At 54.0% G+C, this 24,415-nt stretch carries 17 protein-coding genes; 11 read left to right on the top strand and 6 right to left on the bottom strand.

Annotation, left to right across the window (positions count from 1 at the left end):
• Positions 1 to 39: 39 nt before the first annotated feature.
• Positions 40 to 1,110 (bottom strand): FecR family protein, encoded by a 1,071-nt coding sequence (locus ACFPMF_RS09115; RefSeq protein WP_379843448.1) that lies wholly within the window; start codon positions 1,108 to 1,110, stop codon positions 40 to 42.
• 67 nt (positions 1,111 to 1,177) lie between these two features.
• A complete protein-coding gene (locus ACFPMF_RS09110; RefSeq protein ID WP_379843446.1) occupies positions 1,178 to 1,771 on the bottom strand; it encodes an RNA polymerase sigma factor in 594 nt (197 codons plus the stop codon).
• A 730-nt stretch (positions 1,772 to 2,501) separates the two neighbouring features.
• On the opposite strand from ACFPMF_RS09110, the gene ACFPMF_RS09105 reads away from it, so the two are divergent.
• Entirely contained in the window at positions 2,502 to 6,398 is a 3,897-nt protein-coding gene (locus ACFPMF_RS09105; RefSeq protein WP_379843443.1) for a hybrid sensor histidine kinase/response regulator, read from the top strand.
• A gap of 282 nt (positions 6,399 to 6,680) precedes the next feature.
• Here the strand turns inward: ACFPMF_RS09105 and ACFPMF_RS09100 are convergent, their stop codons facing one another.
• The gene (locus tag ACFPMF_RS09100; RefSeq protein ID WP_379843440.1) at positions 6,681 to 8,336 is read right to left on the bottom strand and encodes a hypothetical protein; all 1,656 of its coding nucleotides are present in this window, start codon (positions 8,334 to 8,336) and stop codon (positions 6,681 to 6,683) included.
• A 366-nt stretch (positions 8,337 to 8,702) separates the two neighbouring features.
• On the opposite strand from ACFPMF_RS09100, the gene ACFPMF_RS09095 reads away from it, so the two are divergent.
• Together ACFPMF_RS09095 and ACFPMF_RS09090 are read left to right on the top strand one after the other, a co-directional pair.
• On the top strand, positions 8,703 to 11,060 hold the full coding sequence (locus ACFPMF_RS09095) for a hypothetical protein (RefSeq protein WP_379843437.1): 2,358 nt from the start codon (positions 8,703 to 8,705) through the stop codon (positions 11,058 to 11,060).
• Between the two features lie 107 nt (positions 11,061 to 11,167).
• Positions 11,168 to 11,494, top strand: coding sequence for a DoxX family protein (locus tag ACFPMF_RS09090; protein ID WP_379843434.1), 327 nt, complete (start codon positions 11,168 to 11,170; stop codon positions 11,492 to 11,494).
• A 142-nt stretch (positions 11,495 to 11,636) separates the two neighbouring features.
• Here ACFPMF_RS09090 and ACFPMF_RS09085 read toward each other — a convergent pair whose 3' ends face one another.
• The 3 genes from ACFPMF_RS09085 to ACFPMF_RS09075 form a co-directional block, all read right to left on the bottom strand.
• Positions 11,637 to 12,566 carry an aspartate carbamoyltransferase catalytic subunit gene (locus ACFPMF_RS09085; protein WP_379844567.1) on the bottom strand — a complete coding sequence of 310 codons (930 nt, stop codon included), beginning with the start codon at positions 12,564 to 12,566 and terminating at the stop codon, positions 11,637 to 11,639.
• A 427-nt stretch (positions 12,567 to 12,993) separates the two neighbouring features.
• Positions 12,994 to 13,557 (bottom strand): hypothetical protein, encoded by a 564-nt coding sequence (locus ACFPMF_RS09080; protein ID WP_379843431.1) that lies wholly within the window; start codon positions 13,555 to 13,557, stop codon positions 12,994 to 12,996.
• A 160-nt stretch (positions 13,558 to 13,717) separates the two neighbouring features.
• On the bottom strand, positions 13,718 to 15,271 hold the full coding sequence (locus ACFPMF_RS09075; RefSeq protein ID WP_379843428.1) for an alpha-amylase family glycosyl hydrolase: 1,554 nt from the start codon (positions 15,269 to 15,271) through the stop codon (positions 13,718 to 13,720).
• A 267-nt stretch (positions 15,272 to 15,538) separates the two neighbouring features.
• Here ACFPMF_RS09075 and ACFPMF_RS09070 point away from each other — a divergent pair, with 267 nt between their 5' ends.
• From ACFPMF_RS09070 to ACFPMF_RS09035, 8 genes are all read left to right on the top strand, one after another.
• A complete protein-coding gene (locus tag ACFPMF_RS09070) occupies positions 15,539 to 16,393 on the top strand; it encodes a pirin family protein (RefSeq protein ID WP_379843426.1) in 855 nt (284 codons plus the stop codon).
• Positions 16,394 to 16,505: 112 nt separating this feature from the next.
• Positions 16,506 to 17,702 (top strand): molybdopterin molybdotransferase MoeA, encoded by a 1,197-nt coding sequence (locus ACFPMF_RS09065; protein ID WP_379843423.1) that lies wholly within the window; start codon positions 16,506 to 16,508, stop codon positions 17,700 to 17,702.
• A gap of 7 nt (positions 17,703 to 17,709) precedes the next feature.
• Complete coding sequence (locus ACFPMF_RS09060; protein WP_379843421.1) at positions 17,710 to 18,813, top strand: DUF922 domain-containing protein; 1,104 nt, start codon at positions 17,710 to 17,712, stop codon at positions 18,811 to 18,813.
• A 124-nt stretch (positions 18,814 to 18,937) separates the two neighbouring features.
• Positions 18,938 to 19,954, top strand: a complete 1,017-nt coding sequence (locus tag ACFPMF_RS09055) for a dipeptide epimerase (protein ID WP_379843418.1) — start codon at positions 18,938 to 18,940, stop codon at positions 19,952 to 19,954.
• Positions 19,955 to 20,028: 74 nt separating this feature from the next.
• On the top strand, positions 20,029 to 21,093 hold the full coding sequence (locus ACFPMF_RS09050; RefSeq protein WP_379843416.1) for an aminotransferase class I/II-fold pyridoxal phosphate-dependent enzyme: 1,065 nt from the start codon (positions 20,029 to 20,031) through the stop codon (positions 21,091 to 21,093).
• Complete coding sequence (locus ACFPMF_RS09045; protein ID WP_379843414.1) at positions 21,077 to 22,375, top strand: serine hydrolase; 1,299 nt, start codon at positions 21,077 to 21,079, stop codon at positions 22,373 to 22,375. The genes ACFPMF_RS09050 and ACFPMF_RS09045 overlap by 17 nt, the downstream gene beginning before the upstream one ends.
• Before the next feature lie 176 nt (positions 22,376 to 22,551).
• Positions 22,552 to 23,016 carry a hypothetical protein gene (locus ACFPMF_RS09040; protein WP_379843411.1) on the top strand — a complete coding sequence of 155 codons (465 nt, stop codon included), beginning with the start codon at positions 22,552 to 22,554 and terminating at the stop codon, positions 23,014 to 23,016.
• 188 nt (positions 23,017 to 23,204) lie between these two features.
• On the top strand, positions 23,205 to 24,329 hold the full coding sequence (locus ACFPMF_RS09035) for a C40 family peptidase (protein WP_379843409.1): 1,125 nt from the start codon (positions 23,205 to 23,207) through the stop codon (positions 24,327 to 24,329).
• The last annotated feature ends 86 nt before the right edge of the window (positions 24,330 to 24,415 follow it).

Here is a 24,415-nt window from a genome sequence, read left to right as displayed (position 1 = left end):
TTTAAATCATAAGCGCTCATGTTTTTGATGAACTTATCCTTATAAACATCGGTGGGCTTCTATCACTATTTTTGTTTCTTCTATTCTATACGTAGCGTTAATCGCTTCACATAAAATGTCCAGGCGCTGAAACAGGGACTCATTCCTGAAGGAAGTCGTCAGCCGACAGCCTGTCAGCAAGTCTCGGTCGAACTGAATAGGTATGCCATATACCTTTTCAAGATTATCGAAAAGCTCGGCAACGGGTATATTCCTAAAAGCGGGTAGCTGAAGCTCGCCTTCCGCCCGAATGGGTACGGGTTCGTCAACGAGTGTCCGGCTCAGGATTTTAGAATCCGTTTTAAAGTTGGCCTTTTGGTTAGGAAGCAAAATCAGCCCGACCGGTTGATCAACCGACAGAGCCTTTACCAACACTTTACCGGTCCTGACCGAAACCGCTACATTGTTAGTCTCCGCATCGGTTTTTATCCGAAAACTTGTCCCTAGCACCCTGGTTATTAACTTATTGGTATAGACCACGAACGGTTTTTGAGGATCACGCGCGACCTCGAAAAAAGCTTCTCCGGTCAAATAAACCTCACGAACCGAATCACCGAAACTGGTTTTATACCGGATCCTGGCCCCGCGCGCCAGGGTGATACGGCTATTATCCGGAAGCGTTATGGCCAGCGAGTCAGCTTCACTATTCGATACGACGGTCAGATCGCCGGAAAGTACGCCATACATGATTTTGCTGATCGCAAGCAAATTCGTCTCCTCCTTCCTCAATTGCCACACCGACAGGCCGCCAATCAGAACAATGATAGCCGCTGCCATTTTAATCCAGGTCCTTTCCCAGAGCGGCAAAACACGAACAGGCTTATTAATAGAGTGTTGGAGGGTATTCCAAATCTCCCTGGCATCGTCGTCCCCGAGACTGATATGAGATGCTTCCTGTAATTTCAGAACAACCTGCCTGGCCTGATGAACGGTTTCCTGTTGAAAGGGGTACGTCTCCAGTAGCAGGGACCAAAAGAGATTATTCTCCAGGTCAGGGTATTTGACCCACCGGATAAACTCTCCGTCCTGAACGAAGTCTTCAAGACCATATGTCGCGTATTTTTCAAACATCTCTATGGCAATCGTAAGTCTAAATGGAGCGGATAGACATTTGTACTCAGAAGAGCCGGAAAATATTTTAATTTTTACCGATATTATTGAACAGGAGCAGGAGAAGCCACCCGGCCAATTCAAAAAATATCTTTAACTGGGAAATGGAGCGGTGAATGAGATTACGGACCGACTGATTGTTGATCTGCATGACCACGGCAATCTCATCCAGTGTAAAATCGTGGAAATAGCGGAGTTGAATCACTTCCTGCTGGCGTTTAGGCAGCCGGTCAATCGCCTTTTTTAGTACTTTTATCTGATCTTCCTGATTTTCCTGTTCAATAATGGCGTGTTCCAACGGCAGTTCGCTGAACACCTTGTCGAGGAGGAGATCCATATCAATACCGGAAACCGTGGGCGCATCCGTATTCTGAATGATTCGGTTGCGTAACGAGCGAAAGAGGTAAAACCGAATATTATCGGTTTTGGAAAGGTTTTCGCGGTGGAGCCACAAATGCAGGAACAGATCGTGAATACTGTCTTTGATCAGTTGGCGATTACTGGTAACCCGGTAACCGTATCGAAGCAGTTCTTCGATATTTCGATTGTATATCCAGGCAAACGCCACCCTGTCTCCTTTCAAAAAGGAGGCCCACAATTCGTTATCAGGTGGTAGTTGCACAGAAGAAGATTTTGGATTCAAACTTACATGCCGTTTCAAGGGTACTTGGAAACTGACCGTTAAATAATTATGAACATAAGATTGCGAGGCACAAATTTTACTTACCGCCTTTTAAAACAAGTTTAACAATAAAATTGCAACTATACACTATTTAATAGTATATTATCTCAACCGGCCTTGAACTGTACCGTATAAGGGCTCTCATTTTCGGACCGGCATGTATGTTTCCGGCCTGTGGGTCTACCGGCCCGTACGCCATTTGTGTGGTTCCGCGTCGGTAGAATAGCGTGGGCCCCGCTCGTGGTGTCAGGCTCTTAATTACCCGGAATAGTTACTAACTCTGTCCTCCATGAAAACAAAAAACCGTCGTCTGTTCGCGGCTGATTTCAACGCCAAGCTGGTTTTAGAGGTCTTGCGTCAGGAAAGGATGCTCAGCCAACGACCAAGCCCCCGCCCATGGAACTTGATGGAACGAAAACGACTCCGTCAACTCCCCATCTCGTTTTGCCAGATAGGGGCCCGAAGGATGGAATTCCCCTGGTAACGCCCTCAGTCCGGGCAACAGGCTTTTCCGACGACTCATCCAACTATGCCAGTTAATTAATTCTAATTCTGCTTCCTTACTCAAGTAGCGCTCATAACGACTATATTGTCACTATTTTGGTTGAGTTACTTTTGAAAGGTCAGGTGCAGCCTCATGATGGGGAATTACTTCCGATTCCATTATTTTTTGTGGGCAATTCTGGGCGGACTAACCGGTTGCGAACAGCGGGCGCTGGCGCAATCCGACGGTTGGCGGCCACCCGAAATCATCACGCAGCGACAGGGGCTACCACAGGGCTTTGTTCCTTCCATCGTTCAGGACCGGCAGGGGTTTATCTGGGTGGGTACACTGGCCGGACTGGGGCGCTACGATGGCACGAACTTCAAAACTTTCCAGTCGGTCATTGTCCATGAACTAAAACCGGATGCCCAGGGACGGTTGTGGATTCGTAGCGAACACGATCTTGATCGGTTCGACCCGGCTACCGAAACCTTCTATCGATTTACCCACCAACCTCTTTATCAGAAAAATATTCAGCGGGATTCCATCCGGTGTTTTTTCGTGGATAACCAAAACCGGCTCTGGATGAGTCCCCGGGCGGGCGGACTGCTGCAGATCGACCTCCGGACCAACCACTATCGGTGGTTTCGTCACCAGCCGGGCCAGCCGGGGTCGCTTTCCCATCCGCTGATCCGGCAAATCGTACAGGATCGGCAGGGCCGGATCTGGCTGGCCACCGAAGCCGGGCTGGATCGCCTGGACGAATCTGCGGACCGCTTTGTTCATTATCCGTTTGGAACGCCCAATGGCTTACCCGATGCCTCCCTTCTCGGGTTGTACGCCCGGACCAATGGCGATTTATTGCTGGCCACAGAAAAGCACCTGACGGTTTATCAGACCCGGACCGGAACGTTCAAAGCGTTCAAACTTCCTAAAACCTATCAAAAAGAAACCAAAACCGACTTTGCCACCGATAGCCAGGGCAACGACTACGTGGCAATCAACGGGCTGTACCGGTTCGATGACACCAATGGCGTCCGGTTGCTGACCGATCCGGTGGGAAATCAAAGCTATCGCTGTATTTACATCGACCGGTCGGATGTTCTGTGGGTCGGAACCAACGGGGACGGCGTTCTGAAGTTCAACCTGCGTGCCAGCCTGTTTCAGACCATACGCTACCGGGACGGGTTTCAGGCCGACCTTTTTACCCGGTTTCTGGGGCTGCCGGCAGCGGAGCTACCGCCGGCGCTGGCGAAAGGATATGCGTATAACTTTCGGTCGGTCAGCGACCGGCACGGAAAACTTTGGGTTTCGGTGGGCACCTCCGGGGTCTATCAACTCGACCTTCGAACGAAAAAGTGGCAAGCGATCCCCTTGCCCGAAACCATTGGCAGCGGCCCCGCGATGCATCCCGTGCTGCTGACCATCGACCTCGCAGGCCACATCTGGCTGGGGCACCATCTGAAAGCCTGGCGATACAACGAAAAACAGCATACCTGGGAGTTATTTCCGTGGGTCATCCGGCCCAAGGCCGATTCGCAGCGGGTTTCGCTGCAAATGGTGGTTGATCACCAGGCCATCTGGGTAATCACCGGTTCCAACGGGCTTTTCCGAACCGATCGCAAAACCGGCCAGCTTCATCATTTTACCCACCGACCCGGCGATTCGGCTTCCCTGAGCAGTAACCTGCTGACCTGCCTGGTGGCCGACCCATCCGATAGCACCCGGTTATGGGTTGGTACGTTTGGCGCGGGGCTGTGTCGTTTTGACAAACGTACCGGCCGGTCAATCTGCTTTTCGACGAAAACCGGCTTGCCGAACGATGTCATTTACAGTGTCCTCCCCGACCGGAAGGGGTTCCTCTGGGTAGCCACCAATCAGGGCTTGGGCCGCCTGAACCAGCGTACGTTGCAGACGCATAGCTACACGTACGAAGATGGCTTGCTGGCGGAGGAATTCAACCGGTTTCACCAGCTACAGTTGCCCGATGGCCGCCTTGCGCTGGGTGGTCTGGAGGGCATTACGGCCTTCGATTCGCGGCAAATCCGCGATGATTCGTACCACCCTCCCGTGCAGATTACGGATATCCTGATTAACAACAAGGCGATCGAAGCCGGCGAATTGACCCAAAACCGGACCATTCATACGGTTTCGACCCTGAACCTGAAGCACAACCAGAACTTTGTGACGGTCCATTTTGCGGCCATGCAGTTTAACCGGCATGACAAAATCCGGTTTCGCTACCAACTGGAAGGGCTGGACGCCGAATGGATTGAAACCGAACGCCCCCTTGCGGTTTATACGGACTTACGACCCGGCGAATACACGCTGAAACTGAACGCATCGAATACGTCAGGGATCTGGAGTCCGCACGTCCGGCGGCTTTCCATGATCGTGCAGCAACCGTGGTGGACTACCTGGTGGGCGTTATCAGGGTATACGCTGATCCTGGTAAGCATCGGTTATATCGCCGTCCGCTCCTACCTGAACCGCTTGCAGTTGCGGCAACTCCAATCGCTCGATGCGATGAAAACCCGGTTTTTTTCCAATATTACCCACGAATTTCGTACGCCGATTGCGCTGATTATGACGCCAGCCGAGCAGTTGCTGAACCGGCTCCAGGAACCGGAAGACCGGAAACGGCTGTACACCATCAATCGCAACGCCAATCAGTTGCTCGACCTCGTCAATCAGTTGCTCGATCTGTCCAAGCTGGAAGCCGGGGCGATCAAAGTTGAAGAAGCGCGGGGCAATCTGGCCGAGCTTGTCGGTACGATGGTGCAGTCGTTTCAAGCTGCGGCCGAAGCGCGCGGCATTGAGCTGCGGTATGAAACCGTCCCCCTTTCGGAAGAGTACTGGTTCGACACCGGAAAGCTGGAGCGAATTGTAACGAACCTGATCGCCAATGCCTTGAAGTTCACCCAAACCGGGGGCCGCGTTGAATGCCGGCTGAGTCCGCTGAAAGACCCGGGTTCTGACGGTATTCTGCTGACGGTCAGCGATTCGGGCATTGGCATAGCCCCCGACCATTTGCCGCACATTTTCGACCGGTTTTATCAGGTGGAAGATTCGGTTGCCGGTCTGTCGGCCCAGAAGCAACAGGGCGGCACGGGCATCGGACTGTCGCTGGTCAAAGAGTTTGTGGAATTACAGGGCGGCACGATCCGGGTCAAAAGCGGACTGGGCACCGGGACAACCTTTACGGTTTCCCTACCCTACCGCCCAGCGGTTTCTTCCGTCGGGCAGCCCAACGAAGCCCCGACGCCTTTGGCTAGGGAAGCCGATGCCGCTATTCATTTGCTCATCGTGGAAGACAACCAGGAGCTGGCAATGTACATCGCGGAGAGTTTCCCCGATTCCTACCGGATTATCCAGGCGTCCAACGGTGCCGAGGGCCTGGCGCTGGCGCTGGGCCAAATGCCCGACCTGATTATCTCGGACGTATTGATGCCGGTCATGGACGGGTATACGCTGGTCCGGAAGCTCAAAGCAGACATCCGCCTTAATCACATTCCGGTAATTCTCCTGACGGCGAAATCGGCCTACGAGAGCCGGGTGGAAGGGCTGAAAGCGGGGGCAAACGACTACATTACCAAGCCGTTTCACATGGAAGAACTCCGGTTGCGGGTACGAAATCTGCTGGACCAGCAACGGCAGTATCGGGAATGGATTCGGGGACGCCTGACTAATCCGGATACGGCTCCGATGGTTTCCTCCCCGGAATCACCGGAGCCTTTTTTCGAAATTCTCTACCCGGTTTTGGAAAAAAATCTGGATAATCCCCATTTCGGGGTCGAGGAATTAAGCCACGAACTGCGATTGAGCCGTACGGGGCTGTACCGCAAAATGAAAACACTGACCGGTTTATCGACCAACGAGGTCATCCGGAATTACCGGCTGAAACGCGCTACGCAATACCTGCGACAAGGGCTTAACAGTTCAGAAACCGCCTACCAGGTGGGCTTCGACAGTCCGGCCTATTTTACCAAATGTTTCCGCGATTTTTACCAGATGACACCGATGGAATTTGTGACCAAGGGGGGTATTGCCAGTTGGTTACTGTACCTGAATTATTGCTTATAATCCTTGAACGATTTCGCATAGCCCGCCAACTGGATACCGCCTTTGGTACGGGTGGCAACATCAGCTTCTCCAGGCAATCGAACGGCAGACATTTCCGGTTCATCACCAACCACCAGGACTGTTCTTGCTACGGGTCAGCAGTGGCCTGAAAACGGTTACGCTGAAGGTCTTCAAGCCGTAAGAAAACCGGTCCGGCGGATTTCGCAGGAAGCATTTTATGAGTGCCGGTCGATGACCGCATCCTTTTCCATTTATTCATTGACGACCCGAATGGCGATTCCCTCACCGGTCGGCGGTAACCTTTACCGCCCGGAACATGAACGGATTATCACTGACTCTCAAGGCCTTTCCGCTGGCGGTCGTTACGTTTCGGAGAATGACCTCTTTCGTGATGACGTAGGGAAATTTTTCCTGGTAGGAAGAATCCCTCATCTCCGGATTGAAATTGGTAAAAATGGCCGGTCCCTGGTACGTTTCCGGATGCCGGGCGTCGTCGATACGGAGATTTTCAATGGTGATTCGTTCCGGCATATAGCAGGTATAGCCGAAATCATGCTGACCGGAATTGAATCCATTGATCAGGGCGGCATTGGTGGGTTTACCATTGGCCGGTACGAAAACACAGTTGCGGATCACCAGTTCTCCCTGCCAGGTACTGCCGTAGTCGGAGCGCAGGTTGACAATGCTCCTGCCGCGAATGGTCGAATTCTCCACTAACAAGAGTCCGGTGCCAATGGCATTGATTCCCATGTGCCCCAGGGTCGAGTTACGGATGGTCGCGTTGGCAACTCCCTGGTGGGCGTCAAACCGGGAGAGGATACAATGGTCATACAGCAGGTTTTTACAGAAGTTAGAACCCAGAATGCCCCAGTACGTATTGTCGTTGATGTCATTGGTCTGGCTGCAGTTGACAAAGGATACGTTCAGGGCGCGGTTGACCGAAAGGTCGTACGTGCCCATAGTGACCGGTTTCCCGGCCGCGCCAATGGTGCTGTAGGTTCGGTGGCCGGTCAGAATGGTGTTTTTAACCGTCACATACGAGCAGTCGCCAATGCTAAGAAAACCGCCATAGGGAGCCCCGTGGTCTCCTTCCCCCGTGACGCGGTGTTCCAGCCCTTCGACCAGCACGTGGGACCGCCGGATGGCGATGTTTCGGTTATAATACGTATACTTTGATTCCGCTTTATTGGCAATGGTGGTGAAGCGCCCGCCGGTGATCTTCAGCGGTTTCTCGTCGATGGGCAGCGCGGTGATGTCCGTGATCTGGTCGAAATCCCAGATGATCGGAGCGTTTTTATCGACGGTACCATTTTTGTCAACGACAAAGATATCGGTCTGCGCGGAGCCATTGTTCTGGTTGAGTCCGAACCGGATGTATTGCTTCACGTTAGCGTTCGTAACCGTGATCAGACAGGGGCCCGGCAACGTCGCGTCAATTTTTTCCTGATTCCGTTTCAGGGAAGTTATCGTCTCGAGCTTAAACGGTTTGAGGTCTGACCCTACCGTAAAAACAGACGCATTGCGGTTTTGTACCTGCGTATCGTCAATGAGGAAGGCTGCCGTGCCAAAATCCGTGTCCGTCCGGATGAGGGCTGTGCGCTCCTTCCCGCCAATGTAGTAGGTGGCTCCATCGTCGGCTTTCACCGGCAGGCCGTGCAGGTTGGCAAAGGCGTGGGTGGCCGCGATCGCGTCGATATCATCGGTTTTGCCATCCCCCCTGGCACCGAAGTCCCGGTAACGAACCCGTCCGGCGGTTTTAAAGGTACGGACATCTTTTGGAGACACGTTGACCTGCAATTCGCCGTTTTCGCCGGCAGTCACCCGGGTTTTCCCCTTTTGGGCCGTGATGATGATCTTGTCAAGCGGGTCTTTCTGCTGCCCCCGGGCAACCAAAGCACTGATTATTACCAGGAAGGTCAGGAGCGTATACTTCGTCATACGGGTGAGCATTGGTGTCATTGGGTTCAGAAAAGTCCGTCTGGTAAAGGGGTTAAGGGGCACAATTTACTCAATGAAGTACGCAGCCGTCCAGAATTGGGTAGCATCAGGAACAAAATGGCTGAACTCATCAAGGCCCGCAGCGGGCTGGAAAAACGGGTTCCGAAAGCTGCCCGACGGCGGGAAAGGGCCTCTTTTTTTCTTTCTGAAAAATAGTATCAATAATCGTGATAAAAGTAAAAGCTATATAAAGCCTGGGACCCTATTTTTGCTTTTACCGGAAGGATCGACTTCCTGATGGTGAATCGAAAACAACCGCTGGGCCGGTTTAGACGCCTACAACCCTTACAATAGAACAGAACCCTTATGACCGGTCATCCCACCGCCTTGTCGAGAAGGCAATTTTTAACAGCTGCGGCTTTCGTAACGGCCTATGCAGTCGCCGATCCGGCCTGGGCCTCCCCCCCGGTTCTGACCGAATTGGCTCACCAACCGGTTTCGTTAAGCCATTTTCCGTCGACGCTGCATGCGTTTATCTGGCGGAACTGGAACCTGGTCCCGATCGAACGACTAGCCCTCGTGCTGGACACCAATCAGGCGGCCCTGCAAAAGCTGGCATCGGCCATGGGGCTCCCGCCCGTGCAGCCGGTTTCGACCGACCAGCTCAAACGGAGCTATCTGACCATTATCCGGAGAAACTGGCACCTGTTGCCCCGCGAACAGCTGTTAACCCTGCTCAACTGGAGCGACGAAAAGCTGACGTTCACGCTGCAGGAAGATGATTTCTTTTATATTAAGCTGGGAAGCCTGAAACCGGACTGCAAACCGATCACGTTTACAGAAGCGTCCCCGGAAACGAAAGCCCGGGAAAAGCAACTGGCCCGCTGGATACGGGATGAATTTCCGGCCGGTTTTCCCATCCATCGGGAACCCTTGTTTCAGTTTGTCAACGACCTGTCACAACCGCCCGAAACGAAAGCAGTGCCTGCTTCGGCGGGTAGCGCTCCCCGGTTTGGCTACGCCTATTTTGCGTTATTCGGCGATCCGTTGCTGGAAACGGACATTGACCCGTATCCGGAAGGCTACCTGGATCAGATGGCGGCTGCGGGCATGAATGGAACTTGGATGCACATTGTCCTATCGAAGATCACCCCGTTCCCCTGGGATCATACCCTCAGCGAGCAGTGGGAACAACGGCTGGAAAACCTGCATACGCTGGTCAAAAAAGCACGTCGACACGGCATCGGGATGTATCTGTACCTCAATGAGCCACGCTTCCTGCCCCTCGCTTTCTTTGACAAACACCCGGAATTAAAAGGCGTGCCATTCGGTCAACAGGCCGCCTTGTGTACATCGCATCCGGCGGTTCAACAGTATCTGGCCGATTCGATTGCCCTGATTGTTAACCGCATCCCTGACCTGGCCGGTTTTTTCTCCATTACGGCTTCGGAAAATTATACCAACTGCTGGTCGCACGGGAAAGGGGCCGACTGTCCTCGCTGTTCGAAACGCAGCCCCTCCGAGGTCATCGCCGAGTTAAATCAGCTCTATATGACCGGCATCCAGCGCGGTATGAGCGCTCACAAAACCGCCCACCAGCCGCAGTTGATTGTCTGGGATTGGGGCTGGAAAACCGGGTTTGCCGAAGACATTATCCCCAAACTCCCGAAAGAAGCGGCCTTGATGAGTGTGAGCGAATGGGAACTACCCATCGAACGGGGCGGGATCAAAAACACGGTGGGCGAATATTCCATTTCCTCCATCGGGCCGGGCCCCCGGGCTTCCAGACACTGGGACCTAGCGCGCCGGAACGGTCTGAAAACAATCGCCAAAATTCAGGCAAACAACACCTGGGAACTGGCCGCAGTCCCGTATATTCCGGCTCTCGAAAATGTGGCGAACCATGCCAAAAACCTGCGCAATTCCGGCGTTGAAGGCCTGATGCTCGGCTGGACGCTGTGCGGCTATCCGTCGCCCAATCTGGAAGTAGTGGCCGAAATGGGAAGCCGTCCCACCATTGAACCTTTGGAAGCCATGCAGAACGTGGCCCGACGGCGGTTTGGTCCGGCCGCCGGGGCCGTCACCGAAGCGTGGCGTCAATTTAGCCGGGCGTTCTCGGAATTTCCGTATCATGTCGGCGTTGTGTACAATGCTCCGTTGCAAGTGGGGCCGGCCAATCTGCTCTGGCCGGAACCAACTGGTTATAAGGCAAGTATGGTGGGGCTTGCGTATGATGATCTTAAAAATTGGCGGAGTAACTATCCAGCCGGGGTTTTTATCGACCAGTTGGAAAAAGTGGCGTCTGGATTCACGCAGGCCCTGGAAAAACTGAGGCACGAAACGGTATCGCTCCGGCTGACGCCCCGGCAAAAACAACGGCTGGCTGGTGAATGCCGGGTAGCCGAAACCGTGGCCGTTCATTACAGCAGCCTTGCGCTCCAGGCGCGATTCATCCAGCTTCGGGACCAGTTGGGAGCCGCTAATCAACCAACGCCGGACTGGCAGGAGAAGGTGTTGGCGCTGGAAAACATCCTGAAAAAAGAGATTCGGCTGGCCAGGCAAATGGCCGCGCTCCAGGGTCAGGACAGCCGCCTGGGTTTTGAGGCTTCCAATCACTATTTCTACGTCTGTAATGACCTGGCCGAAAAGGTCATCAATTGCCATGACTTGCTCGAAAACTGGCTGCCGGCGTTGAAAAAGACCCTTTTAAAAAATGATCGATAACCTGGTGATGGATCCCGTGACACAACCATCATAACTTGGGTTACAACTGCGACGGGCTGACTGGCGTTTTTGCCAGTCAGCCCGATGAAAATCAGTGTCTCGGGTTCATGCGGACACACCAGTGTTTCCAGCGCAACTTGCCGTTTATTTTCTCAAACCCTTCGCCTGACGTTACGATTTCATTCTTTGTGGGTCTGCTGGTCAGTTACACAGCCATACCGCTCATTGGCACCATGCTGGTTGCGATGTTTACGGTTCACCTCAACTATGGTTTTAGCTCCGTCAACACCATTGGATTAACGCCCAACGGCCCCCAGTTCGGCCCTCCGGGCTACGAGATCAACCTGCTGTATATAGCGGGGCTTCTCTCCCTGATGCTGACTGGAGCGGGCGTTTTCTCCCTGGATGCGGTGATTCCGCCGGATTTCAACTAGTTCCAAAACACCTACTCCTCCACCACAACCGACGGTTACAGAGCGATTTTAACAGAAAAATGTGTACTAGTCGATTGAGACTATTACACTAGGTGGGTTAGATCAGGAAGATTTACGCCTTACATCTGACCCACTTGGTGTACTATCTTCGTGACATCTGCGCCAGCAAATACAAAACCGCCATCCGGACGGCCACCCCGTTTTCGACCTGATCCAGAATGATCGAGTGGTGCGAATCGGCGGCTTCCGACGTCAGTTCAACCCCCCGGTTGATTGGCCCGGGGTGCATCAGGACAATGGGCCGGTCCAGCTCGTCCAGCATCTTTTTGGTAATTCCGTAGTAAAGTGAGTACTCCCGCAGCGACGGAAAATACTTGATCTGCTGCCGCTCCAGTTGAATCCGCAATACGTTGGCCACGTCGCACCAGTTCAGGGCTTCACGAACGTCGTGACTCACCTTGACACCCAGCTGCGCGATGTATTTGGGAATCAGGGTCGTTGGGCCGCAAACCATCACCTCGGCGCCCTGTTTTTGCAGGCAGAAGATATTGGACAGCGCCACCCGCGAATGTAGAATATCGCCGATAATGGCCACCCGTTTCCCGGCCACCTCGCCCAGTTTATCCTGGATCGAAAATGAATCCAGCAGCGCCTGCGTCGGGTGTTCGTGCGTCCCATCGCCCGCATTGACGACGTTGGCGTGAATCCGATCGGACAGATAATGCGGAGCGCCGGGACTACTATGCCGCATCACAATCATATCGACTTTCATCGCCAGAATGTTGTTGACGGTGTCCAGCAGCGTCTCCCCTTTTTTAACCGAACTGCCCGAGGCCGAAAAATTCACCACATCGGCCGATAACCGCTTTTCGGCCAGTTCGAACGACAGCCGGGTGCGGGTCGAATTTTCGAAAAAAACGTTCGCAATCGTGATGTCGCGCAACGACGGCACTTTTTTGATCGGTCGATTAATGACGTCTTTGAACTCGCGAGCCGTTGCTAAAATGAGTTGAATGTCGTTCTCGGTCAGGTTCTTAATGCCCAGCAGGTGTCGGACGCTGAGTTGTTGCATGGCGCGAAACGGGAGGAAAAGTTTGGCAAAGATAGCTTTCATCCCCCGGGTTTGAAAATCCCGGGCCGGTTGATTTTGGCAGATACCCGAAAAGCCAGCCCCGTGCGGGGCCAGCCCCAAGGGCCGGTTGATGGGAAATCTGTACGAAGAAGAACACCGGCAAAACCGGTTTTGCAGGCAGGGCAGGGCGTGCGAATTCGGGAATGCCAGCTACCTGACCGGTTCCTAGTATCAGAAAATCTACACGGTTCGGGCGGTTTTCAATACGGCCTGGGTGAGCACCGACAACCGGATCGGCTGCGTATCCGGGAAGTTACAGCCGGTCCGGCCCGCGTTTTTCCGGGTCCTGTTTCTACTCGCCGGCGGGAACACCGTCCTGAAGCCGAAAAAGGGGAACGGATTTGCTCAACCAGAAAAACCGGGTTGGTCACTCAACCGCCATGGTATCGGAACGATAGTTTCTTCCGGCTTTCATCAGGTCATTCACCAGCGAGGCATTAATGGCTCCGTAGCCCATGATGAAAACCGGCAGCAGGTAGAGAAAATAATACCGCAACGAATAGGTACCCATAACGTAGTTTTCCATAAACCGGGCGACATCGTAATGCGGAAACTCCAGGAGCAGAAAACGAACGGTCTGGGTGATCGGATTGAAGAAGAAAAACGCAATCAGCAGAACGGGAAGAATCAGCAGCTCGTACCGCAGAATACTGGACCAGTTCAGCTTCACGTACTTGATTCGGAAGATCATGTGGTACTGGTTGAGCAACGTCAGAATAATGATCAGCGTTGCCATTTCGGGGAGAACCGCGCCACCCAGCACGATATAGAGATAGCCCAGAATCCCGCCGTATTCCTGTAAATGTATTACCTTCTTCTCGTAATGAAACACCCAGCTAATGGCTTCAATCACCAGAACGGTAAACAGCGCAATGGCTATTACGTGACCCGGTTTTTTCAAAAAATTCCGTGAAAGCAGAATCTTCTCCATAGCATCTATCCGTTAGATGCAACAAGATAGAAATAAACTTTAAATTTGTCTTGTAATTCACCAGGAAGTGACTCAAAAAGTCCTGATTTCGTGGCAATTCCGACAGAAACCGTTGATTTTTCTTCACCAGAAACAGGGTTGAAAACGGGGTGATAAACGCTTATTCCAGCACCACACAACTGTAGCCCGGAACCCGCACTTTTCCGTCCTTGATCAGCCGGGCACCCCCGACCGTATCCAGCACAATCGTCCTGCCTTCGGCCTCCGGTGGGTAAATCACCACGTCGGTTCCGCGTTTGGTCAGGTTGTGGATGATCAGCACCGATCGGTCACCGGATTTTCGAACGAACGCAATCACGTTGGTATGCCGGATTTCGCTGGCTTCCAGTTGGCTCAGGTTATCGTTCAAAACCGGGTGGTTATTACGGAAGTGAATCAGCCGTTTGTAATGATTGAAAAGCGAATCCGGGTCGGCCTGCTGCTGGGCCAGGGGTGTCACGGTGGCCTCGGTGGAGCAAACCGGCCGTCGCCAGCGGCTCCGGTTTTTATCGTTCCTTTTCCGATCCCACAAAAACGGTTCCCGGATGCTTTCGTCGGGCTTGGTGCCCAACATGCCGATTTCTTCGCCGTAGTAGAGGTACGGATTCCCCGGCAGCGTCAGCAGCAGGTTGGCCGCCACTTTCAGGTGATTCAGGTTGCCGTTGAGAAAACTCCCGATCCGGGTCTGATCGTGGTTCGAGAGCATGATGGCGTCGATAAAGTTGGGATTGACCTCCGCAAAAATCGCGCGGTTCTGAACCAGCATCTGAACAATTTCCGCCGTGTCGCGCTCCTTGAACGGAATTTCCTGGAGGGACAGACTCAGGTCAAAATTGAAATTGGCTTTCAGGCCCCGGAAATACGGCGCAATGCGCTCGGCCCGCGTCCAGACTTCCCCCACCGTATACACGCCCGGTTTGGCCGACTCCATCACCTGCCCGAACTCCTCCCAGAACTGGTGATTTTTGGGTTCTTCCCAGTCCGGGTAAATATGCCGGGCCGCATCGAGCCGAAAACCGTCGACGCCCACATCGGTCAGCCAGAATTTTCCGGCTTTGTAAATCTCTTCCCGCACCTTCGGATGGTCGTAGTTCAGATCCGGCATGCCGCTCCAGAACAGCGCGTAATATTTCTCGGAAAACGGCGCACCCGGCACCCGATGCCACGGGTTTTTCTCCTGCGAATCCGCCGTAATTTCACGAGTCGCAATATTCAGCGCGTCAATTTCCTTCTGACTCATCCAGACGTACCAGTCGTGGTACGGATTGTCCCGGCTTTTGCAGGCTTCCACAAACCACGGATGCCGGCGGCTGGTGTGGTTGATCACAAAATCCATGATGACCTTGATGCCGCGCTGGTGGGCTTCCCGAATCAGCCGCCGGAAATCATCCAGCGTGCCGTACTCCGGCGCAATGCCGTAATAGTCCGTCACGTCGTACATGTGATAGCTCGGCGACGGATTGATCGGCATCAGCCAGATGGCCGAAATTCCGAGGTCTTTCAGGTAATCCAGCCGGGAAGTCACCCCGTTGAGGTCGCCAATGCCGTCGCCGTTGGAATCGCAGAAAGCCCGCACGAAAATTTCGTAATGAACCCCGGTCTGTCCGGTTGCAGTTTGATCCGCAATTGGTCGGGGCAAACCCCGCAAAGTCGTCGGAATAGAAACGTCAGGCATTGTAGAAAAGCAAATCGATTCAGTCGGTAAAACGGCCGCAGCTGGGCAGGAGTTTGTAAAGAACAATTTTTCCCTAAATTCGACAACTAAATCCCCAGATAAGTAAGAATCCGGTTTGCCGCATTCGATATTCGGTGTATGGTTTTGAGAAAGTACCAGAATGATCCGGTTTCCATACCTATAAAATATAGAATCCAACCTGAATGAACTTTCTTTATTAATTTAATGTATATACATTAAATGTTATTACACATAAATTCAGAAACCATGAAAACGGAACGCACCATCCAGCACTTGATACCGGCCCCTTTAGTCAGTATGGGAGAACTTCGGGTTCGGCAGCCGCTGCCGTCGGAGTCGTTGCCTTACCTTGACCCGTTTGTGCTGCTGCACCACAGCCACAGTTTTCTGAGGGAACACGAAGATCCCCGACGCGCAGGTGTCGATCCGCACCCGCACCGGGGCTTTTCACCGGTCACCTTTGTGTTTAAGGGGGGTGTGCGGCACCGCGACAGCCGGGGCAACGACCGCAGCGTTTACGAAGGGGGTACGCAGTGGATGAACGCCGGAATGGGCATCATGCACAGCGAACGTCCACTTTCCGACGAACTGGAAATCATCCAGATGTGGGTAAATACGCCCATGGCGCACAAAAAAGATCAGCCGACGTACCACCCGCTGCTGAAAGAAGAAACGCCTTCGTTCGTCAGCGACGATGGCAAGGTGACGGTTAATGTCGTTTCGGGCAATTTGCTGGGGTTGAAAGGGCCGATTCCAACCTTTTCGCCGGTGAATTCGGCGACGCTGTTCCTGAAAACCGGCGGTAAAATTTACCTGCCGCTGCCTGCCAGCCACAACGCCTTTCTGTACCTGCTGGACGGAAAGCTGCGCGTCGGCGAGCAAACGGAGGTGAAACCCCGCTACATGGTCGTGCCGGAAAACGACGGCGAAGGCATCACGCTCGAAGCCCTCGAGGATACGCGGGTCCTGCTGATGTCGGGGGAACCGATCGGCGAAAAAATCGTGGCCCAGGGGCCGTTTGTCCTCAATTCGGAAATTGAAGTGATGGAAGCCTACCGCGATTATCGCATGGGTAAAATGGGCATCCTGATCGAAGATTAATAGTTTTTTAGTCACCGACGGATTGCGGAGTTTTTACCGGAAATTCGGTAAATTCCCCGCAATCCGCGTTTTTGCGGCTGCCACGTTGCTTTCTTTTGTAAAAAAACTGCGTATGCTTTCCGTTGCCGAAGCCTATTCCATTGTTCTGAATCATTCCCTGGGCCTTCCCGCCGAACCGGTTCCGCTCGGGCAGGCGGCCGGGCGAATCTTGCGCGAACCCCTCACCGCCGACCGCGACCTGCCACCGTTCGACCGGGTTTCGATGGATGGTATTGCGGTGCTGCACCAGGCACTTGCCAACGGCCAGCGCCGGTTTCGGGTAGCGGGGGCTCAGTTTGCGGGAAAACCGGTTCAGACACTGGCCGACGAAACTGCCTGTCTGGAAGTGATGACGGGGGCCATGCTGCCGCTCGGAACGGATACGGTCGTTCGTTACGAAGACCTCCGAATAGCCGACGGTTTTGCCGAACTTCAGATCGACGACATCCAGCCGGGGCAGAACGTTCACCGCCGGGCCACCGACCGGCACCAACACGACGAACTGGTCCCAGGCGGAACGCTCCTGGGTCCGGCCGAAATGGCCGTGGCAGCCTCCGTCGGGAAAGCCACGGTTTGGGTTAGCAAACGGCCCCGCATTGCCCTGATTTCGACGGGCGACGAGCTGGTGGACGTGGCCGAAACGCCCGAGCCGTACCAGATTCGCCGGTCCAATACGTATTTGCTGCAAACGGTTCTGGAAAAGGCCGGCGCTGAAACCGCCCTGCTGCACCTGCCCGACGAGGCCGATACGATGGAAACCGCCCTGAAAACCCTGCTGACCGATTTCGACGCGCTGGTCCTGAGCGGGGGCGTTTCGGCCGGAAAAGCCGATTTTGTGCCGGCCGTGATGGAACGGCTGGGCGTCCGGCAGCGGTTCCATCAGGTGGCCCAACGGCCCGGAAAACCGCTATGGTTCGGCACGTCCGATCACGGAAAAGTCGTTTTTGGCTTACCCGGCAACCCGGTTTCGACGTTTTTATGCGCCTACCGGTACCTGCTGCCGTGGCTTAAAGCATCCCTGGGATTACCAGCTGTTCAGCCGCCGGTTGCCCGATTAACCCGCCCGATTTCGTTCCTGCCCAAACTAACTTATTTCCTGCCCGTTAGTTTATCGGTAAATCCGGAAGGAAGTTGGCAGGCCGAACCTTTACCGGGAAGCGGTTCCGCCGATTACGCCAACCTGTTGCGGTGCGATGGGTTTATGGAATTACCCCCGGATCGGACCGACTTCAACGCCAACGACGCTTTTCCGGTTTTTGCATTTCGCTGACGTACCAATGAACCGGCTCCTGCTCTTCCTGCTGTTACTGGTTCCGCACCCCATGCTGGCGCGGCAGGAACCGGTGCGGATTACGATCCGGAAAGAACCCATTTCGGTCAGGGAGGCCACGTTTTCGCTGCTGCGGATGCGGGATGAGCGAACGACCAAAGCGCAGCTGGGAACGATTCTGGCGGCACCCAAAGCGAGTTTGCCGGTTCGCAGTACCGACGAAATCACCGATGTGTTTGGGGATTTATTACGGCCCGGTTTCCGGCCCGATTCCAGCCGTGTGCCCGTCATCATCCGCATTCGGGAACTGGTGTTTTCCGAGAAAGCCAAAAACGATTCGCAGGCCGACGGAGTTTGCCGGCTCGAACTGGCGTTTGATGTGCTACGCGACGGGAAACCCGTTCAATTGACCACCTACACCGCCCGGACCATTTACACCCGCTCGTTCGGCGAAACCGCCCGGCTGGAACTGGTGGCCCGAAAAGCCCTCGAAAGTGCCGCTCAATACCTCTCCAACTGGATCAAAGTCAACCGGGATAAAAGTCCGGCGCTGGTGAAAGGGCTGAAATTTGTGTACGTTGACCACGGCATTCAGCAGGCAGCGGGCGATACGGTTTTTTATAGTCCGCTCCGGCCGCTGACCTGGGATGATTTTCAGGCCGTTCCGCGCATCGGCAGCCGGAATGCCGCTTCCATCTTTCCGACGTTTTCGTACGAAGGTCACAGCCGGTGGGTCAACGGCTACATCCAGATCGAATTGACCTTCAAGACGTTCATGGTGAAAAGCATGTCGTGGGTGCGGCCCACCGCCAAAGACGAGTACGCCCTGCGCCACGAGCAGAAACATTTCGATATTGTTAAACTGGTGGTTGAGCGGTTTAAACAGAAAATTATGGCCGACGACCACATGGACTTCGACGATTACAACAGCCGCGTGCAGTTTCTGTACCTGGAAGCCTACCGCGACATGAACCGCTGGCAGGAGCAATACGACCAGGAAACGCAGCACGGCCTCAACCGCGCCGAACAGGAACGCTGGAACCGGAAAATTGCCGCAGACCTGAAAAACGCCGAAGACCTGACCAGCATCATGCTGTCAACGCGCCAGTGACCGGTTTCCGGTATCCGGTTTATAGTTTACGGTTTTCCGTGTTCGATATCCGGTTTTATTTTTGACGCTCCATCCTGACTCAAACCGTAAAATGAATACTAAAAACTGTAAACCGAATACCGTAATGCCCCAATCACTCCGTTTCCACCGTTTCGACCTGCGGCTGAAACATACCTTCACGATTGCCCACGATTCGCGCGATGTGCAGCCAACGCTCATTGTGGAACTACAGGATGGTTCGCTGAGCGGATTTGGCGAAGCCACCTCCAACAAATATTACGGCATCACCATCGACCGGATGATCGACGCGCTCGAAGCCCTTCGTGGGTTGATCGAGTCCGACGACTGGCAAACCGCCGAAGAACTCTGGCAACTGGCCCATCCGCACCTGAAAGACAATCCGTTTGCGCAGTGCGCGCTCGACGAAGCCGCCCACGATCTGGTAGCCAAGCGGGCCGGAAAACCGCTGTACCAGCACTGGAACCTGGACGCCGGAAATAATCCGATCACCGATTATACCATCGGCATCGATACCATTGAGAATATGGTGCGCAAAATGCAGGAATTTCCGTGGCCGCTCTACAAAATCAAACTCGGCACGACCGACGATCTGGCCATCGTCCGGGAACTTCGCCGGCATACCGATGCGGTTTTTCGGGTGGATGCCAACTGCGCCTGGACCGCTGAAACCGCCATCCAGTATGCCCCGGTTTTGAGAGACCTGGGGGTTGAATTCATTGAACAACCCTTGAAAGCCGCCGACTGGGAGGGCATGAAACGGGTCGTGCGGGAGAGCGTCCTGCCGGTCATTGCCGACGAAAGCTGCATTGTCGAAGGCGATGTGGAACGCTGCGCGGGCTATTTTCACGGTATTAATATCAAACTGACCAAATGCGGAGGGTTGACGCCCGCCCGGCGCATGATCGAAAAAGCCCGGCAACGGGGTTTGCAGGTCATGGTCGGCTGCATGAACGAAACCAGCGTCGGCATTTCAGCCATTGCGCAGTTGCTGCCCCTGCTCAATTATGTGGATATGGACGGTACGCTGCTCATTGCCAACGACCCCGCCACGGGCGTCACCTTCGATTTCGGGCGGGTTCTGTACGCCAACGAAAACGGTACGGGCGTTCAACTAAACTAAAAGAAAGGCGAAGAGGACGAAGGGAATGGCATCTTTTCTCCCTCTCTCCTTTCCCCTTCTGCATTCATTCTCGCATGACCACTCATTATTCCATTGATCACCTCCCGGGCCGGACCCTTGCGGTGGACGGGCAGGAATACCTGTTTTTCAGCGGTACGTCGTACCTCGGCATGGCCCAGAACCCGGTTTTTCAGTCGCTGCTGCAAGACGGGATGATGCGCTACGGTACGGTTTTTGGTTCGTCCCGCAACGGCAATCTGCAGCTCCGGATCTACGAAGAAGCCGAGCAAAAACTGGCCGCTTTTGCCCGGGCCGAAGCCGCTCTAACGCTCTCGTCGGGGATGCTGGCCGGACAGGCCGTGGTCAACTGGCTGAAAGAACAGGGGTTTGGCTTCCTTTACGGCCCCAACGCCCACCCGGCCATCTGGCAGGAACCCACCCAGCGGTTACCGGCCCTTTCGTTCGATGCCTGGACCCGGCAACTTCCCGACCTGGTGGCAGCGGCTCCAACGCCCACCGTCGTCATTGCCCTGAACTCGCTGGATGCCTTATGCTCCGTCGCTTATTCGTTTTCCTGGGTGAATCAATTACCCGAAAATCAGTCGGTTATCCTCCTGATTGATGATTCCCACGGGCTGGGGATCATCGGCCCGGCCGGCAGCGGCATCGGTTCGCAGATTCCGCAACGGGCCAATGTCCGGCTGATTGTCACGGCGTCGCTGGCGAAGGCCATGGGCCTGCCCGGCGGGGTGATTCTGGCCGATCCGGCTACGCTGAACGCCATTCGTCAGACGGCTTTTTTCGGAGCCTGCTCCCCCATTCCACCGGCCTATCTGTATGCTTTCGGCCAGGCGCAGGACCTTTATCGTGCGGCTTTTTCGCAGTTGAAAACCAACATTCGACAGTTTGAAAACCGGGTGGGCGATTCTGGCCTTTTTCAGCACATTCCCGATTATCCGGTCTTTTATACTGAGCAGGATCGGTTATATTCGTCCCTGTTAACGAAGCAGATTCTGATCTATTCGTTTGCCTATCCGACCCCGGCCGACAAACCGAACACCCGGATTGTCATCAGCGCCTTGCACCGCCCCGAGGACATTGAACGCTTAGGCGACTACCTGTATGAAGAATCGAGTTGAACATAAAAGAAGCCCGGTCAGGGCGCTCGGAAACCGGTTTCGGGCCTTTCTTGCCGTTTTCGCTCTCTGGTGCGGGTGTCCGAACGGCCAGGCGCAGCATACCGATAAATTTCTGGCGGAACTGCTGCAGAAGAACCCGGAACTGTTCGGCAACATCCTGAAAAACCCGGCGAAATACGACGTGCAGATTCTGTATACCCAGATCAACCGCGACGAGAAAAACCGCCCCTTATTTAAAAGTTACCGCTACCGAATCGACAACGGCCGGTATTTTTACCCGGCCAGCACCGTCAAGCTCCCGGCGGTGTTGCTGGCGCTGGAAAAAATCAACCAACTCCGCAAAAAACATCCTCACTTGTCGATTTATACGCCCCTGCTGACGGACTCCCTCGCCGGGGTCCAGCGCGGAGTCCGCACCGATTCCACAGCGGAAAATGGCCTGCCGTCGGTGGCGCAATACATTCGAAAAATCCTGTTGGTAAGTGACAATGACGCCTTTAACCGGTTATACGAATTCCTCGGCCCCTGCTACCTGAATGAGCGGTTGCGGGAAAAAGGGTATCGCGATACCCGGATTGTGCACCGGCTTTCCCTTCCGCTGACGCCCGGGCAAAACCGCCGGACCAACGCGCTGCGGTTTGTGCAATCGGATACGGTTTTATACCAGCAGTCCGAACAGGTATGCGACCAAACGTTCCGGCCCGACAAACCCATCCGGCGGGGAGTGGGGTATCTGAACAACGGTACGCTGGTGAACGAGCCCTTCGATTTCACCGAAAAAAATGCGTTCTCGCTGGAAAACCAGCAGGAAATGCTGCGGGCGGTTTTGTTTCCCGACGATACGCCCGCCCGCCAGACGTTCGATCTGACGTCCGACGATTACCGGTTTTTGTACCGCTACCTCTCCCAGTTTCCGCGCGAGTCGAACTACCCACGCTACGATTCGACCTATTACGACAGTTATGGCAAGTTTCTGGTCTTCGGCGATGCGCGAAGTAAACTACCGCCCTCGGTTCGGATTTTCAATAAAGTGGGCAATGCGTACGGTTACATGATCGACAACGCCTACGTTGTGGACTTCGAAAAAGGCATTGAATTTCTGCTGTCGGCGGTGATTTTATGCAACGAAGACGGTATTTTCAACGACAATACATACGATTACCAAACGGTTGGTTATCCGTTCATGGCGAATCTGGGGCGGCTGATTTTTGATTACGAAGTCAAACGAAAACGGTCTTATCCGCCCGATTTAAGCAGGTTTCGGGTGAGTTACGAGCCGTAGAAAGCGATTCCGGAATGGTAAACCGGGTCCAAACCGGGTTTGAGTGAACCCGCCTTTTCCTTCATTCAGCCGGTTTTGATAACGGTTCAAGCGTTCAAAATAACGATTCATGTATCCATCGGTTGAGTTTGGGGTCGTTTCGCGCTACGTTTGCTGCGATCAAAACAACACTATTGATGAAAAGTATCTTTATTTTTTTGTTTGCGCTCCTCACCATCGTCGCCTGTAAGAAAGACAATACTACCGATCCTGAACCGGAGCAACCGGCCGGACCAGCCGCCCGTGTGACCGGAACCTATACCTTAAGCTCGTTTCACTTCATCAACGGGGGGAACGAAATCGAACTGCCCACGCTGCCGCTGGTCGAGAGTGGCAAAACCGTTGCCTCCGGAACGGCCAAAATCACCAAAAAAACCGACGGTAAAGCAACGCTGGACCTGACACTCTTCATCGAAGGCGAAGGCAGGACCCTGCTGGAAGGTCTGGAAATCGACGTCAAAGAATCCGGAAAAGTATACGGTTTGTATGCCGAAGGCGAACGGATTGGCGACTGCGACGGCGGTTTTCTGATCTTCAACGTCGGCGGAACCGACCCCGACACCGGCGACGAACTGAAGCTTGCCTTTAATGGGAAGAAATAAAGTCAGTATTCGGTTTATGGTTTATGGTTTTCGGTTTACAGTAGCTACCGCAACACGGGCCAAGGAATACTATAAACTAAAAACCGTAAACCGAATACCGTAAACTGTTCACCGTATACAAAAAGCCAGTCCGTTTCGTCGCTGGCTTTTTGTATTTTTGTCTATTCAGTCTGTTTTATCCATTGGTCATGAAACGATTTTGTGCCGGTTTATTCATACTTTCTATGCTTTCGCTCGACGGTTTTTCGCAATCACTGGCCCAAATCGTGGAAGCGGTCCGGAAGCAGTACGCGCCCGATAAACGGGTGGCGATTTTCAACGTCGAAGCCGATTCATCGGGCAACCTGACCGGTTTTACGAATTTACCCGAAGCCAAACAGGCGCTTTTGGCTCAACTGAAAGCCGCCGATCGGCCCGTGGTCGATCAGATTCAGTTGCTGCCCAGCCAGTCGGTGGGCGAAAAAAGTTACGCCATCGCAAACGTGTCGGTGGCCAATCTGCGTGCCAACGCCCGCAATGCCGCCGAGCTTGCCACCCAGGCACTGCTCGGGATGCCGCTGAAAGTCTGGGATAAAGACCGCAACTGGTACCTGGTGCAGACGCCCGATCAGTACATTGCGTGGACGGATGCGGGTGCCCTGCAACTGATGACCAGGGAAGATTTTGAGCAATGGCAGGCCGCCGAAAAAATCATCTTCACCCGCCCGTTCGGCTTTGTGTACAGCGAAGCCAGCAAACGGTCGCAAACCGTCTCCGATATTGTTGCCGGTAATACACTGGCCCTGATGGGCGAAAGTCGGCAATACTTCCAGGTCCGCTACCCCGATGGCCGGACGGGGTACGTTCCCAAACGCGAAGCGCAGCGGTTCGACCGCTGGAAAGCAACCGCCCGCCCAACCGAAGAAGCGCTGGTCAGCACGGCGAAGAGCCTGATGGGCATCCCATATTTATGGGGCGGCACCTCGGTAAAAGGCATGGATTGCAGCGGCTTTACCAAAACCGTCTACTTCCTCAACGGGCAGCAATTGCCCCGCGACGCGTCGCAGCAGGTCAACGAAGGCGAGTTAATCGAAACACCGAACAAGACGTTTGCCCAGCTCAAACCGGGCGATTTGCTCTTCTTTGGTGAACCGGCTACCGCCGACAAACCGGAGCGGGTGGTTCACGTGGGCATGTGGATCGGGAACAGTGAGTTTATTCACGCTTCGGGCCAGATTCGGATCACCAGCGTCAACCCGGCCGCCCCCAACTTCGATGCCTACGAACTCAACCGGTTTTTGCGCGTCAAACGCGTCGTGAAAAGTTCGTTCTAGAAAAAAGAGGATAGACAAGAGACAAAAGACCAGCGGAAACCGGGCGAATAACGAAAATTCTTACCCATTCTTTCATCTCTTGTCTT

This window comes from Larkinella bovis (assembly GCF_042655385.1).
Taxonomy (GTDB): Bacteria; Bacteroidota; Bacteroidia; order Cytophagales; family Spirosomataceae; genus Larkinella; species Larkinella bovis.
Note: the sequence above shows the minus strand (reverse complement) of the source record. Positions and strands in the feature narration are given on the sequence as shown.